Origin of the sequence: Simiduia litorea, from assembly GCF_042853465.1 — a bacterium.
Taxonomy (GTDB): Bacteria; Pseudomonadota; Gammaproteobacteria; order Pseudomonadales; family Cellvibrionaceae; genus Simiduia; species Simiduia litorea.
In genome coordinates, this window is sequence record NZ_AP031497.1 from 1159456 (window position 1) to 1174275 (window position 14820).

At 50.7% G+C, this 14820-nt stretch carries 15 protein-coding genes; 10 read left to right on the forward strand and 5 right to left on the reverse strand.

Annotation, left to right across the window (positions count from 1 at the left end; translation table 11 throughout):
- Positions 1-189: 189 nt before the first annotated feature.
- From ACGHTT_RS05135 to ACGHTT_RS05145, 3 genes are read left to right on the forward strand one after another with little or no spacing between them, the layout of a single operon-like run.
- Entirely contained in the window at positions 190-2529 is a 2340-nt protein-coding gene (locus ACGHTT_RS05135) for a DUF1631 domain-containing protein (protein WP_390593926.1), read from the forward strand.
- Between the two features lie 51 nt (positions 2530-2580).
- Positions 2581-3147 (forward strand): 1,6-anhydro-N-acetylmuramyl-L-alanine amidase AmpD, encoded by a 567-nt coding sequence (gene ampD / locus ACGHTT_RS05140; RefSeq protein ID WP_390593928.1) that lies wholly within the window; start codon positions 2581-2583, stop codon positions 3145-3147.
- Positions 3148-3149: 2 nt separating this feature from the next.
- Entirely contained in the window at positions 3150-4016 is an 867-nt protein-coding gene (locus ACGHTT_RS05145) for a hypothetical protein (RefSeq protein ID WP_390593930.1), read from the forward strand.
- On the opposite strand, the gene ACGHTT_RS05150 is transcribed toward ACGHTT_RS05145, so the two are convergent.
- Positions 3991-5055: a hypothetical protein gene (locus ACGHTT_RS05150; protein ID WP_390593931.1), complete on the reverse strand. Its 1065-nt coding sequence runs from the start codon at positions 5053-5055 to the stop codon at positions 3991-3993. The two genes, ACGHTT_RS05145 and ACGHTT_RS05150, sit on opposite strands and share 26 nt — an antisense overlap.
- Before the next feature lie 129 nt (positions 5056-5184).
- Between ACGHTT_RS05150 and ACGHTT_RS05155 the strand changes: the two genes are divergently transcribed.
- Complete coding sequence (locus tag ACGHTT_RS05155) at positions 5185-5667, forward strand: YajQ family cyclic di-GMP-binding protein (RefSeq protein WP_390593933.1); 483 nt, start codon at positions 5185-5187, stop codon at positions 5665-5667.
- A 28-nt stretch (positions 5668-5695) separates the two neighbouring features.
- On the opposite strand, the gene ACGHTT_RS05160 is transcribed toward ACGHTT_RS05155, so the two are convergent.
- Positions 5696-6685, reverse strand: a complete 990-nt coding sequence (locus tag ACGHTT_RS05160) for an ABC transporter permease (protein WP_390593935.1) — start codon at positions 6683-6685, stop codon at positions 5696-5698.
- Between the two features lie 12 nt (positions 6686-6697).
- On the reverse strand, positions 6698-7579 hold the full coding sequence (locus ACGHTT_RS05165) for an ATP-binding cassette domain-containing protein (protein WP_390593936.1): 882 nt from the start codon (positions 7577-7579) through the stop codon (positions 6698-6700).
- A gap of 105 nt (positions 7580-7684) precedes the next feature.
- Here ACGHTT_RS05165 and ACGHTT_RS05170 point away from each other — a divergent pair, with 105 nt between their 5' ends.
- Positions 7685-8947 (forward strand): AmpG family muropeptide MFS transporter, encoded by a 1263-nt coding sequence (locus ACGHTT_RS05170; RefSeq protein WP_390593937.1) that lies wholly within the window; start codon positions 7685-7687, stop codon positions 8945-8947.
- On the opposite strand, the gene ACGHTT_RS05175 is transcribed toward ACGHTT_RS05170, so the two are convergent.
- Positions 8922-9233 (reverse strand): MGMT family protein, encoded by a 312-nt coding sequence (locus ACGHTT_RS05175; RefSeq protein WP_390593938.1) that lies wholly within the window; start codon positions 9231-9233, stop codon positions 8922-8924. The two genes, ACGHTT_RS05170 and ACGHTT_RS05175, sit on opposite strands and share 26 nt — an antisense overlap.
- Positions 9234-9300: 67 nt before the next feature.
- Between ACGHTT_RS05175 and ACGHTT_RS05180 the strand changes: the two genes are divergently transcribed.
- The 4 genes from ACGHTT_RS05180 (at position 9301) to groL (ending at position 13086) form a co-directional block, all read left to right on the forward strand.
- Positions 9301-10320, forward strand: coding sequence for a DUF481 domain-containing protein (locus ACGHTT_RS05180; protein ID WP_390593940.1), 1020 nt, complete (start codon positions 9301-9303; stop codon positions 10318-10320).
- 163 nt (positions 10321-10483) lie between these two features.
- Positions 10484-10927: an FxsA family protein gene (locus tag ACGHTT_RS05185; protein ID WP_390593941.1), complete on the forward strand. Its 444-nt coding sequence runs from the start codon at positions 10484-10486 to the stop codon at positions 10925-10927.
- 178 nt (positions 10928-11105) lie between these two features.
- Positions 11106-11399 (forward strand): co-chaperone GroES, encoded by a 294-nt coding sequence (locus ACGHTT_RS05190; protein WP_290261618.1) that lies wholly within the window; start codon positions 11106-11108, stop codon positions 11397-11399.
- Between the two features lie 49 nt (positions 11400-11448).
- Positions 11449-13086 carry a chaperonin GroEL gene (gene groL, locus ACGHTT_RS05195; RefSeq protein ID WP_390593942.1) on the forward strand — a complete coding sequence of 546 codons (1638 nt, stop codon included), beginning with the start codon at positions 11449-11451 and terminating at the stop codon, positions 13084-13086.
- Positions 13087-13183: 97 nt separating this feature from the next.
- On the opposite strand, the gene ACGHTT_RS05200 is transcribed toward groL, so the two are convergent.
- On the reverse strand, positions 13184-13861 hold the full coding sequence (locus ACGHTT_RS05200; RefSeq protein WP_390593943.1) for an NrtR DNA-binding winged helix domain-containing protein: 678 nt from the start codon (positions 13859-13861) through the stop codon (positions 13184-13186).
- 132 nt (positions 13862-13993) lie between these two features.
- On the opposite strand from ACGHTT_RS05200, the gene ACGHTT_RS05205 reads away from it, so the two are divergent.
- On the forward strand, positions 13994-14815 hold the full coding sequence (locus ACGHTT_RS05205; protein ID WP_390593944.1) for a hypothetical protein: 822 nt from the start codon (positions 13994-13996) through the stop codon (positions 14813-14815).
- Positions 14816-14820: the final 5 nt, after the last annotated feature.

Below are 14820 nucleotides of genomic sequence, written 5' to 3' on the forward strand. Positions count from 1 at the left end.
GAAATTACGATTATGCCCAAATAAACCGATCTTAAAATCACAAGTACTTATAACATGATGTGATGCAATTCTCGATATCAGTAGTTACCTCTGGGTATGTGCGAGGGCTCGTTTATACTACTATCCGATGGCTCATCCATCATGCAATATCCGTGTCTTAGTTAAACCGACCACCGGTGGAGTTCTACCATGTCGACAGGAAGCACAGGGGCAAAAGTAGTGCCTTTGAAGCCAGATGCAAAAATCGAAAGCCGGCGCATTGATCGCGCGCTGCTAGCTCGGTTGCCTGTGCCTGTGCAAGCTGTTCAACAAAAAGGTAAGCAGATACTCGCAGGCTTACTCCGTACCTTATTTGATAAGGCCGATGACTCTTTATTTGAGCTGGCTGATAGGGCGGTGAATAACCAAGATCAAAACCTCTATTTCGAATCTATGCGGGAAGTGCGGCTGAAGCGCCGTAACGTTGAAACGCAGTTTGCCGATCAGGTAGACAGCGCGTTTGCAGTGTTGGCCGGTGGTGAGGCCAAAGCCGAGAGTGGCGACCTGTCGGATGAAGAATTCTCCCTAGATAACTTGTCTCTGGTTCAGAATGATGAGCTTGAGGAGTTAGTTGCCACAGATTCAATGATTACCAAGGCCAATGAGCGCTTTGCGGAATCTATTCAGCACCTCGCCTTGCGCTTGGATAGCTTGGTGCCCCATAAGGTATACCAGAAGAATAACCCTTTAGGCCCAGATGTACTGTGTGCCGGTTTTGTTTCCGCTAGTGGCTGCATGACGCTAGATATAAAAGCGCGTCTCGTACTCTTTAAGCTGTTTGATCGGCTGGTGGTTACCCAGCTTGGCAACTTGTATGACGAAGCCAATAAAACCTTGGTGGAACATAATATTCTGCCCTCCTTGAAGGGGCAGTTGCGGCAGGATCGCAGAGCAGCAGTAGCTCAGCGAGCGCCAACCCAACAAGGCGGTCAATCTGGTTATACCAGCGCTGGCGGTCAGGCGAGTGGTAACTCAAGTGTTGACAACGAAGTGCTATCAACCCTACAACAACTCCTTGCTGAGCAGCGTGGCGGTGTGGATGGCGATCAGTTAACACCTGAGTTTTCTGGTTCTCCTACCATTGGCACCACAGATGTTATGCGCTTGTTGTCGCAGCTTCAGCAGCGTGATTTGCCCAGTGGGCAGCGCAATATTAAATCGGTGCTCGATCACGTGTTGCGCGCCCGCGATGACGGGAAGAAGTTAGGTCAGCTTGACGACGATGTAATCAACCTCGTTAATATGATGTTCGAGTTTATCCTCGACGATCGAAACTTAGCCTCGCCGATGAAGGCGTTGTTAGGGCGCTTACAAATTCCTTTATTGAAAGTCGCCATTGCTGATAAGTCATTCTTCGGCAAAGGCGGCCATCCAGCGCGGCGCTTGTTAAACGAATTGGCCACGGCGGCTCTTGGTTGGCAGGGCGACGGCGGTGAAAAAGATGCACTGTTTAAGAAAATATCCGCGATTGTTCAAACATTAATCACTGATTTTGACAGTGATGTATCAATTTTTTCCGAAATGTTGGCCGACTTTGTGTCGTTCACCGAAAAGGAAAAGCGCCGAGCGTCAATTTTAGAGCAGCGCACGCTTGATGCCGAAGACGGTAAAGCAAAATCTGAACAGGCGCGAGCCTTGGTTAATCAGAGTGTCAACGCGCTTATCGGTGGCCGCAATTTACCCGAGCCGGTGCTTAAGTTGTTGCATGAAGCCTGGGGTAATGTGTTGTTTTTGACCTGCCTTAAGCACGACACGCAAAGCGACGAGTGGAAAGATGTATTGCAAACGGCGGCTGATCTTGTTTGGAGTGTGAGTGCAACACTCGATAAAGAAAGTCGCGCCAAGATGCTGCAGCTGGTGCCGGATTTGTTGAAGCGTTTACGCACAGGTCTCGAGAGTGTGTCCTACAACCCGTTCGAGATGACGCAGCTGTTCAAACAGTTGCAAGGTGTCCATCTGGCGCGTCTAAAGGCGCCTGTGGCTCCAGCACAAGCGGCAGCGCCTACACCACCTCAAGCTGTTACAAACGAAAAACGTGAGCCCGCCGAACAAAAAGCAGTGCAACAGGTTGATGCTGTTAAAGACGTTGAAGCGATTAAAACAGTGGCGGCGCCAGTTATAGAGCAGACGCCGCAGGCAATGGTTGAATCTGTGATTGCGGCTCTACCTGCTGAGTCAGAAGTTCAGGCAAAGCTCGAGCAAGATCCGAATGATCCATTGCTCATGCAAGTGGCGAGAATGTCCCCTGGCAGTTGGTTTGAGCACAATGATGGCAGCCAGCAATACCGCTGCCGCTTGGCCGCGATTATCAAAGCCACGGGCAAATATATTTTCGTTAATCGCGCCGGTATGAAGGTAGCGGAAAAGACCGCGCCTGAGTTTGCCCAAGCCCTGCGCGATGGTCAGTTGCAATCGCTCGATGACGGTATGTTATTTGACCGCGCATTAGAGGCGGTTATTGGCAACTTGCGATCAACTCGCGGTCGTTAAGACTCGCGCTTTTCTTATATACTGGTCTTTGCTCATTGATGAGGCCAGTGTGTGTCTGTTGAAAAACCCTTACATCGTGGTCAAGACCTGTGGCTAGACGCCGCCCGTCGATTGGCTTCGCCCAATTTTAATGACCGCCCTGATGGCATAGAGCCTAGCCTACTGGTGATCCACAATATCAGCTTGCCTCCTGATAATTTCGGCGGCTCTGAGGTGGAGGCATTATTTTTAAATAAACTCGATTGGACTGTGCATCCCTACTATCGTGAAATAGAGGGCCTGCAGGTTTCAGCGCACTTTTATATTAAACGCTCGGGTCAGCTACTGCAGTTTGTACCGTTAAACCGGCGCGCTTGGCATGCGGGTCAGTCAGTGTTTGAGGGCCGTGCCAATTGCAACGACTATTCTATTGGTGTTGAACTAGAGGGGTCTGATTATGTGCCTTTCACCGATGTTCAATACGAGGTGCTTGGGCAGTTGACGCAAACAATACGCGGCCTGTATCCGAGTATTACCCGGGCGAGAATAACAGGGCATTCAGATATTTCGCCCGGGCGAAAAACCGACCCGGGGCCGTATTTTGATTGGCCGCGCTACCTATCGCTGATTGGAGAATAATAATGGGATTTGTCAGCTTACTCGTAGTTTTAGCGCTGGTTCAGTGGTGGGGGTCGGGTGGCCCTTTGCATCGTGACGCTTGGTATTTAGGTTTAATTGAGCGCGTTCATCGGCTCACTGCTGGCCCTGTTTTGCGCCTGTTTTTGTTGGTGGGCTTGCCTGTTTTCGTGTTACTAGCGCTATGTTTAGCCTTGTTATATGGCTTGTCTGCGAAGTGGATCATCGTCATCAATGTGCCGGTTTTACTGTTTGCGCTCGGCCGCGGTCGGCTCGATGTGTTGGTGCAAAATTATCGCGCGGCTTGGTTGGATCAGGCCAATGTAAGTGCCTGTGAAGCCGTTAATGCGCTGCGCTTAGATGGCGAGCTCTCCTGTCAAACCGATGGCGAGTGGCAGGGAGTGCACGCCGAAGCGTTTCAAGCCATTAGTTACCGTGGTTTTGAGCGGATGTTTGTGGTGTTATTTTGGTTCGCGGTTCTAGGTGCCCCCGGTGCATTACTGTATCGATTGGCGGCAATTTACGCGCGTCAACCGGTCACGGCTGAATCGCCCTTGTCGCAGCGTTTGCTCTGGATTTTAGAGTGGCCGGCGGCCCGTGTTTACTATTTGTCTGTGGCGATGGTGGGTAATTTTGTTGCCTGTGCCGAGCGCTGGCGAGTCTTGGGCTTGTGTATGGCCAGCCCAACGCCCATGGTTATTGAGGCGTTTAATCGCGGTGCACTGGGTCTGGATGGCGCCTTGGTGCGTGAAATATCGCCAGGCGATACCGAGGCCCTGCGAGAAATCGATAACTTGGTGGGGCTAATGTCCCGCGCGCTCGTTTTATGGGTGTGTGCGGCGGCGCTTATTGCCTTGCTACTAGGCGGATAGTGGGTAGGTCTAGCGCCACATCTTCTTCATTGGGAAAGTCCAGCGGCAGGTCTATGTCATCGGCGCTGGTAATGAATTCACTTTCGTCATCCACTGCTTCAGGCCATTCATCGGTGCCTGCTTTTGTGGCATCGCTAATTGGGTAAGTCGTTTGTACACGGCTTTTGTCACTAGTGTTAGGTAGGTGCAGGCTGGCCACAGCAGGCGCGCTTAGCTTGCTGGCGCTGGTAATAATGTATTGACTAGCTTCACGGCTTGCCAGCCTTGCCAAACCTATTAATTCTTCTACAGAACAGTCAAACAGCTCATTTAATATTGTGTTGTTCTCATCAAAAATGGCCAAGTATTGGCACAGTGCGCAGCTGAGCCCGGCTAAATACTGCTTGCGCCTTTGAGAGCGGTGATGGCTTAAATGCGGCCATTGCGTTTGGTGATCGCGCAATACAAATTCCGCTACTCGACGCTCCGTTAGCTCGCTGGCCTCGGTAGTTAGGCTCGTTGATTGATGTTGTCTGGGTGTTTGTGGGGCAGAGGGCCAAGTGCGCTGCTCGAGTAGATGTAAGTAAGCCCTAACTCGATTGGAGTGGCGTGGTGTAATTAGGCGCCAAAGCGCCTCGGTACTTAACCAAGTGGGTGCAAGGCTCGGTTGGGCAAAGGCCTGATGGCTGGTCCACGGGTATATGTCGGCGTTGCTGCACAGGCCACGAGTACAGGGCAGACGATGCATTTGCGCGAGTAGTTGCGGAAGCTGTTTGCGGCTAGTCTCTTTGAATGTCCAGTGCCGGCTCAGCGGGTGATTGGGGTTGCCGGTGAGTGCATCAAGAAGGGCTTGGGATAGCGCGAGGCTTTGCGCTGCATCGGCGAGTGCAATCAGGTGAACTTCCTGCTCGAGTAGGCAGAAAGCGCCAATACGGGTGTGGTTTTGCGATAGGTCGGCAATGACATCGAGGGTGGCGCGATAGTCTTCTGAGCCACTAAACAGCACATCTTGGCTCGGATTGCGGAGCTGTAAATAGGTAAAGCAAACATGATTGTGCATAGCGATTTCCCTGCTCATCCCTTAAAAATAGTTGAGTTTGGGCCTTTGGCAAGGCGGGCCTCTTGGCTGCCGAGTATTCGGTGCGGCAGATCTGCTATTATCGCGCCATTCGTTTAGGAGAGATTGATTATGCCTACCTTTGATATTGTGTCTGAAGTCGATAAGCAAGTACTGACCAACTGTGTGGATCAGTCTACACGAATTATTACCACACGCTTCGACTTCAAGGGCGTCGACGCAAGCTTTGAGCGCAAAGATTATGTAGTGACGCTCATTGCCGAAGTTGAATTTCAGGTGCGCCAGATGCTCGATATCTTTCAGGGCGCCTTGCACAAGGCTGGTATCGATATCGCGTGTTTGGATGTGGCTGAACCGGTAATGAGTGGCAAGTTGACGCGCATGGCGGTGACCGTGCGCACCGGGTTAGACGCCGACCTGTGTCGCAAAATCGTCAAGATGATTAAGGATAAGAAGCTTAAAGTGCAGTCGCAGGTGCAGGGCGACCAAGTGCGGGTGACGGGTAAAAAGCGCGACGACCTGCAAGAGGTCATCGCTATGTTAAGAGCATCGGATATTGAAATGCCTTTGCAATTTGATAATTTCCGCGATTAACCCTACCAGCGATTAAGCTGGGCCTTGGCTATTTTTCCTGCCAGCGAAATAGCCATGCGCTTAGCCCGATGAGTAGCGCGGTGATTAGCGCTAGCGCTGCTAAGTGATCGCTGACTTGGCCTAGGCTTGCGCCATCCACCATCACCGCCCGCGCGGCCTTTACCATGTGGGTTAAGGGGCTGAGGTTGGCGATAGCATGTAGCCATGCAGGCGCGCCATCGAGTGAGAACCACACTTCCGACACCATCAGCATGGGAAAGCTAACGAAATTGAGTAGACCGTTGGCAAACTCCTCGCTGGCACTGCGCGCTGCCACCAATAAACCGAGCGATAGCACACTCAAATTGCCGAGGATGGCGATCACCAGTAAATCCCAATAGCTGCCCAGCATTAAAAAGTCTAAGAAGGCGTCACAACTTAGGTAAACGATGGTAGAGACCATCAACATGATGATCATGCGCGATGCGATTTGGGCACCGATAAATTCAACGGGATGAACCGGTGTCGCTTGTAGGCGTTTGAGTACGCCGTTTTTTCGGTATCGCACTATCACGTAACCGATACCCCACAAGCCGGAAAACATCAGGTTCATACCTAGAATACCCGGCACTACCCAGTCTACGTAGCGCACTGCTTGGCCGGAGATTTCCTGGCGCTGCCAGTGATTTTTGTGTGTGAGTAAGGCTTCCAGTACGCGGCCTTTTTCGCTGTTTGGATTCAGCCAATATTGTTGCGATGTTTGATCAACCAAAATATCCAATTGGTGGTGCGCAATACGCTGTTGGCCAAATGCGAGTTCGGCCACTGGCACAAGGCGGGTAAAGGCTGGATCGAATAAGGTGATGGCGGTGTCGCTGTCGAGCACGCCCACCTTGAATAATTTTTGGCCGCCATTGTTAAAGGCCAGTGCCACCAAGCCAATAATCAGTGGTGGCATGACAAAAGACCAGATTAACGAGCTTTTATCGCGGTAGTACTCTTTGTTGCGCGCCATAAATAAGGCGAAAAGGCGTTTCATAGCATCATTCCATTAATCGCGCAGCGTGTGACCGGTGAGCTTTAAAAATAAATCGTCCAATGTCGGCGTGCGAATTTGTAAGCTGGTGAGCGCAACCTGGTGGGCGAGTAACTGGTTTAAGGTAGTTTCCACGTGGTTGGCGGCAATTTGCCATTGATCCCGATGGCGTTCGGCATCGAATAGCTGCGCTTGCTGCTCGGTCAGCGCGGCGGCCTCCAGACACACAAACACCTGATCAAAGTGCTCGGCTAACAAGGCCTCGGGGCTGCCTTGGGCGATGATGTTGCCTCTGTCCATAATCACCAGTTGATCGCACAGGTATTGTGCTTCATCCATATAGTGGGTGGTGAGCACGATGGTTTTACCTTGCGCTTTAATGCGCTCCACCAAATCCCAAAAGTTTCTTCGCGACTGTGGATCTAGGCCGGTGGTTGGCTCATCTAAGAATACGATGGCGGGATCATTGATTAAGGCCAAGGCCAGCAGCAGGCGTTGGCGCTGGCCGCCGGAGAGCTTTGCCGCGTCGCGGTCTAGGTATTCACCCAGTTGACATTGTTGCACTAGCTCGGGGATAGCGGCGTGCTGCGGGTAAAGTCCTGCAAACAGGGCGAGAACTTCGGCGACGGTTAAATGATCCATCAGCGCGGTGGATTGAAATTGAATACCCACTTCGTTTTTAAAGCGCTGATCCTGCTGGGCACCTTTATATAAAATTTCGCCTTCAGAAATGGGGGTGATGCCCTCAATCATTTCAATGGTCGTGGTTTTTCCGGCGCCGTTCGGACCGAGTAAACCAAAACAATGACCTTGTTGAATAGAGAAATTGATCGCGTTAACGGCTGTTGATTTGCCATAGCGCTTGGTTAGGTTTTTAACGTCGAGTAGGTTGTTCACAGCATTAAGTCTTCGGTTGGGCTTGGGCTTTTAAAGGTCAGCAGTATAACAACTGGCGACCAGCGCGGGGATTCTGTTACCGTGCCGGTTGGAATTGGGGGTTATATGGATTGGGCATTTTACCGCAGATCAATTTTTAATCGGCGTATGTTGGTGTGTGTCGCCACGGGCTTTGCTTCGGGCATGCCGCTGTATGTGTTAATTCAACTCGTGCCGGCCTGGTTGCGCACCGAAGGTGTGGGCCTAGCTGAAATTGGTTTATTTGCGTTAATTGGTTTTCCTTACACGTGGAAATTCCTCTGGGCGCCGTTACTTGATCGCTATAGCTTGCCATTGCTGGGGCGCCGTAGGGGATGGATGCTCGCCACTCAAGTGAGCTTGCTTGCGTCCATTGCAGCTTTAGGTTTTATCGACCCCAAAAGTTCGCTGATGTTGGTGGCTACGCTCAGCGCATTGGTGGCATTTTTCAGTGCCACGCAAGATATTGTATTGGATGCTTTTCGACGCGAAATATTGCCCGATGCCGAATTAGGCATTGGCTTATCCATTAACGTGCAGGCCTATCGGCTGTCGAGTCTCGTTCCCGGTTCCTTAGCCTTAATACTGGCCGATCACCTCGCTTGGTCTTGGGTGTTCAGCATTGTTGCCGGTTTTATGTTGGCGGCTATTGCCGCCACCTTTTGGTTTGTTGAACCCAAGCAGCTCGAATTACGGCAGCGTACTTTTTTTAGTTCTGTGGTTGCGCCTTTTCAAGAGTTTATTGGTCGCAAGGGGCTGTTGGGGGCGGCATTGCTGCTGCTGTTTATGTTGCTCTATAAATTGGGCGACAACATGGCAACGGCCTTGTCGTCGCCATTTTATATTGACCTCGGTTACAGCCTTAGCGATATCGGTTTGGTGGCCAAGAATGCAGCGCTTTGGCCAGCGATTGTGGGAGGGCTTTTAGGTGGTTTATTGATGTTGCGCTGGGGCATCAACCGAGCGCTGTGGATATTTGGCGTAGTGCAATTAACCACTATCTTTGGTTTTGCCTGGCTTGCTTTGCAGGAGCCGAACAATACCTATTTGGCTTTAGTTATCGCCGCCGAGTATTTGGGTGTTGGCCTCGGAACGGCGGCCTTTACCGCCTTTCAGGCACGGGAAACCAGCCCCTTATTTGCCGCAACGCAGCTGGCACTATTTACGGCATTGGCGTCTATTCCACGTACCTTTGTTAATGCCAGTACCGGCTGGTTGGTGGAGTTACTGGGTTGGTATCCGTTTTTCTTATTGTGCGCGCTTGTGGCCATTCCCGGGATGCTTTTGTTATTTTTGGTAGCGCCTTGGGGCGAAAGCTCTGAGCTTAAGGGCGCCACAAATAGTGTTTGATGGGCACTTTTCCCTGCTCGAATATCACGCCCTCGGCCTCGAGTAAGCCCCGCTGGCGTTTATAATCTGCCGAGTCGAGCGGGAAGGCGAGCCGTCCCGTTGAGGTTGTCACTCTATACCAGGGTAGTTTGCCGCCTTGAGGCAAGGCCTTTAGGATTTTCCCCACCATGCGTGACCGTCTTGGAAAGCCAGCCATGGCTGCGAGCCGTCCGTAGCTGGTTACCTTTCCTGCTGGGATGTCATACAAAAGTTGATAAATGTGCGTCTGAAACTCTTTATCTGTCATTTTTGAACTAAATTCGTTTAAAATCCGCGAAATGGTTTAATTCGCGCGAAAGTGTAATGGAGATGTCATGAAATGGTTTCTGAGCTTGCTGGTGCTAATACTGGCGCAGTCGGCGTTAGCTGGCAAATTAGAATTTAAAAACGGCGATATATTGGCCGGTGAAATCAAGAGTATGGATGCCGACAATCTCGTTTGGCTATCTGAATCTTTGGGCGAAATTACGGTTCCAAAATCCGCCATCGATAATTTGGAAAGTAGTGAATTAGTTAAGATTGATGGTCACGAGGAGCCTTGTGCGTTGGTGGGCATGGACGGTCCCAAGGTGTTATTTAGCTGTTCTGGCGGCGCAACCGGCGACACGCCTTTACTGACCATTAACAAAGTTGAGCCCTATGAGGACTTTTTGATGGGGTCCTCCACATACACGGGCAAAATCAGCATGACGGGTTTCCAAGATCGGGGTAATAAGATCGAAGATACCTGGGTGTTGGATGCTTATAATGTCTACCGGCGGGGCGATTATCGTCATGGCGGCATATTGCAATTCGATTCCAAGGAAAAAGATCCAGATCCCAAGCAAGAGCGTGGCTTAGCTGAATACCAATTTGACTGGTTCTTCGCAGAGCGCTGGTTCTGGACCAATACCTTGGCTTATAGTTTTGACGATGCTAAATCCATTGAGTCGAAAACCCGCGCCGGTACCGGTTTGGGTTATCAGTTCTGGGAAAATGACATTACCGCGTTAAGCTTGCGCATGGGTGCATCGTGGGTGGATGAGTATTTTATTACGCCAGAAGTGCCCGAGCCTGATTTTGAGGGCCAAGATAAGCGCGCCGCCTGGACTGCAGGTCTGAACTATCGCTACAAGTTTGACTTTGGTGGTGAGTTTTTCCACATCAGTAACTACTCCGTCTCTAATGAGAACAACGAGAATTGGCAATTCGACGCTGATACCGGCTTCTTGATGCCAATTTTCGGCGGGATCTTCGGCGAGATAAAACATGAGTACGATTACGATAATCAGCCTCAGCAAGACACCAAAAGCTTAGATACACGCATTACCGTTGGTGTTGGCTATCAGTGGTAACTAGGTGTGGGCAGAAAAACCCAGCGTAGGCTGGGTTTTTTTATGGCTGAACCCTTGGGTTGGAACTCGCTTAGCCTTTACCCTTCTAAAGGGGTAGATTGGGTGTGATGGGTTGAAATTGGTCATATCGTAACCATTGTAGAGGTTAGGAAAGGAGTTAATTATGCCGTTGTTATTGTTATTCATCCTATTGCCCATGGCTGAACTATGGCTGCTGATTAAAGTCGGGAGCGCTATTGGGCCGTTGACCACCGTATTAATGGTTATTTTTACGGCGCTCTTGGGTGTGACCTTATTGCGAATACAGGGCTTTAGCGCCTTGTTGCGCGCCCAACAAAAAATGGCGGCAGGGGAATTGCCGGCAGAAGAGTTGGTGCAGGGCGTATTCTTGGCAGCGGGTGGTTTGCTCTTACTGGTGCCAGGGTTCATTACCGATGCGGTAGGCTTCCTCTGCTTAACGCCTGGCATCAGATCTATGCTGGTGGGTGGTTTGCTCAAACGCAGCCGAGGCCGAGTATTCATGGCCGGCGGATTTTCAGCCAATGACCCTGCTACTAAGGCACCAGCGCCGGATGTGATCGAAGGCGAATACCGTCGCGAGCCATAATTATTTTGCTGGAGGTGTTGAAATCCTCCATCGCCCCCCCCATTTAGACTTCACGAAATTTGAAACCCCTTTTTGTTTTGAACGCTTGAAAAATGCCAAATTGGCTTTATTTCAGGGTTTAGACCGAAAGGTCAGTCTTAATCAGTGTTAAACAAACGCTAGTACTGGAGAGAAATCCATGAAAATTCGTCCACTAAATGACCGCATTGTGGTTCGTCGCAAAGAAGAAGAAGCCAAGTCAGCGGGCGGCATCGTGCTGGCCGGCTCTGCAAAAGAAAAGCCTAACCAAGGTGAAGTGGTTGCAGTTGGCGCTGGTCGCGTATTGGATAACGGCGATGTTCGCGCTTGCACCGTCAAGGTTGGCGATAAAGTTGTGTTCGGCCGCTATGCCGATAGCAACACGCTAAAGATCGACGGCGAAGAGCTGATCATCATGAGCGAAAGTGAAATTTACGGCGTATTGGAAGACTAATTTACTAGTTTCAATACTCCCCACGTAAACTGAATTTGAGGAATTAAACATGGCTGCAAAAGACGTAAAATTTGGCAATGACGCTCGCCAGAAAATGCTGAAAGGCGTAAATATTTTAGCCGACGCGGTAAAAATCACTTTGGGCCCAAAAGGCCGTAACGTTGTATTAGAGAAATCTTTTGGCGCGCCAACCGTTACAAAAGACGGCGTATCTGTGGCAAAAGACATCAGCCTAGAAGACAAGTTTGAAAACATGGGCGCGCAGATGGTGAAGGAAGTGGCTTCTAAAGCTTCTGACGACGCCGGTGACGGCACCACCACGGCAACCGTGTTGGCGCAATCTATCGTTAACGAAGGCCTGAAAGCCGTTGCCGCTGGCATGAACCCAATGGACTTAAAGCGCGGTATCGACAAGGCTGTTATCGCTGCTGTTGCACACATTAAGTCTATCGCTCAACCGTGCACAGACAACAAAGCGATCGCTCAGGTAGGTACTATTTCTGCCAACTCCGATGAATCCATCGGCGGTATCATCGCAGAAGCCATGGATAAAGTTGGCAAAGAAGGCGTTATCACCGTTGAGGAAGGTAATAGCTTGGAAAACGAATTGGATATCGTTGAAGGTATGCAGTTTGACCGTGGTTACTTGTCACCTTACTTCATCAACAACCAAGACAACATGATTGCCGAACACGACAATCCCTTCTTGTTGTTGGTCGATAAAAAAGTTTCTAACATTCGCGAATTATTGCCGGTGTTGGAAGCCGTGGCTAAATCTGGCAAGCCGTTGATCATTGTTGCAGAAGATGTTGAAGGCGAAGCCTTGGCAACGCTGGTTGTTAACAACATGCGCGGTATTGTGAAAGTTGCGGCTTGTAAGGCACCAGGTTTCGGCGATCGTCGTAAAGCTATGCTGCAAGATATTGCTGTACTGACGGGTGCAACTGTTATTTCTGAAGAAATCGGTTTGGACTTGGAAAGTACTACGCTCGAGCATTTAGGCAGCGCCAAGCGCGTAACCTTGAGCAAAGAAAACACCATCATCGTTGACGGTGCCGGTAATGCAGCCGACATTCAGGCGCGCGTTGCACAAATTCGTGTACAAATCGAAGATACATCTTCTGATTACGACCGTGAAAAACTGCAAGAGCGCGTAGCAAAATTAGCTGGCGGTGTTGCGGTGATCAAAGTAGGCGCAGCCACCGAAGTTGAAATGAAAGAGAAGAAGGCGCGCGTAGAAGATGCGTTGCATGCAACCCGTGCTGCCGTTGAAGAAGGCGTTGTGCCTGGCGGTGGTACTGCTTTGATTCGCGCTGTTGCTGCGATCAAAGACTTGGTTGGTGACAACGAAGACCAGACGGCAGGTATTAACCTTGCCCGTCGCGCAATGGAATCCCCACTGCGTCAAATCGTGACCAATGCCGGCGAAGAAGCGTCTGTGGTGGCCGACAAGGTGAAAAATGGTACCGGTAACTTCGGTTACAACGCCGGTAATAGCACCTATGGCGACATGTTGGAAATGGGTATTCTCGATCCAGCTAAAGTAACCCGTACTGCATTGCAGGCGGCGGCTTCTATTGCTGGCTTGATGCTCACCACCGAGGCAATGGTTGCTGATTTACCAGAAGAAAAAGGCCCAGCAATGCCTGATATGGGCGGCATGGGTGGCATGGGCGGCATGATGTAATTGCCCGCTCTCGCTCGATAAAAAAACCGCCGAAAGGCGGTTTTTTTATGCTTGTTGATCTTAGCGTTAGCTAGGTCGGGTGCGATGAGATAAAAAATTACACCACGAAGACAAAACCTTGTTCCATTAAGCTTTCGTAAACCGCGGGGTCAAAACGGTACAGGGTGGCAGCGCGATGGGCTACCCCTTGTTGCTTTTCATTACAGGAAACCAAGAGATTCATCTTCGTCATTTTGCGGCGAAAATTTGGCTTGTCCAGACTCACATCTAAGATGCCTTCGTATAACTCTTGCAGTTGCAGCAGGGTAAATTTATCCGGTAATAGATTGAAGCCGATGGGCTCGTGGCGAATCTTGTGACGAAGAAAGGCTAGGCCAAAATCCAGTATTTCGCGGTGGTCAAAAATGAGAGGGGGAACGTCTTTAATGTCAAACCAGGCTACGGCTTCGGCACTTTCACCCGGTGCGATAGCGCAACTCTCGGGCCTAACGAGTGCGTAATAGGCAATCGTTAACACCCGTTCGCGAGCGCGGTCTACCCGGCCGAAGGCCCTAAATTGCTCGAGGTAGAGGTCGCGGGCACCGGTTAGATCATAGAGCGCGGCGGCGGCGGCGGCATCTATGTCTTGGTTCATGCCAATACGACCTCCGGGCAGACCCCAAGAACCTTTACTCTCACCGATGGCATGTTTCACCAGTAATATTTGAAGTTTGTTTCCGTCTAATCCAAAAATAACGTTATCAATGGTGACTTCTTTTAATACGGCAGTTTGCACGACTTGCCACTCTCCTCGAATACGGGCTTTTTAGCCTCTGATTTATATGCATACCTAGCGGCGTAGATTAACCGGTTATGCCACAAATTGGGAGCTAAGCCATGAACTTCTATTTTTGGCACCTGTCCAACAGTGATGAATTTAGGTCTACATTTCACATCGGTGCGGGTAAATGCGGATGTTGGCGAGCTGCCGGCCGCTTTGCGTCTTGATTATGATTTGGCCGACGCGAAGATATTGACGGCGGCTGAGTGCACCTATGTGGCAAGCCTCGAAATGCCTATCTTTGCCGAGGAGGCGGTGTTCGAGCCTCGGCAAGTTAGGCTCAGTCGCTTGGTTTGGTATGGATTGGCTGTGCTCATTGTGCTGGCTATTGTGGTGTTGACGCCCTTGGAGCGCGCATCCCCTAAGCCAAATAAGGTATTAAGGCTGCATTTACAAGCGCCTAGTGAGGCGCAATCGAGTGACGTTACGGAGCGGTTAAGTGTGGGTTCTGAGTTCCAGCAACGGGTCGAGCCAGCACCGACTGTCTCCGATGCGAAGCAAGCAGCGACCAAGGATGTCGGCGCTAACGCCCAGATTGCGGATAATGCTGCCCGTGTCACGCCGTCAATAGCAGAGTCGAAAGCCGCAGTGCTGCAGGCGTGGTCGGACACCTATGTCGGCCAGGAGGTTACCCAGCCAGGCCCGCATCAGGGCCAGGGTACCGTGTTTGATGCCGCTTTCAATAACCGCCTCAGTCAAATCGAACCCGGTCGCGTGGCACCAACTGCTGCCGTGGGTACCTTGTTGGCCGACGTTAACGGTGTTCAAGAAGTTGTGATAGGCGACAAGTGTTTTCAAGTAAGTAAATTAGATGATCAGGCTATGCGTGGTATGGGCGTCTGGACTCGCGGGCTTTGCGCGCCGCCGGGTGCGAATGAGCAAAAGATTAAAATTGGAGTGCTGCCATAGTTTGC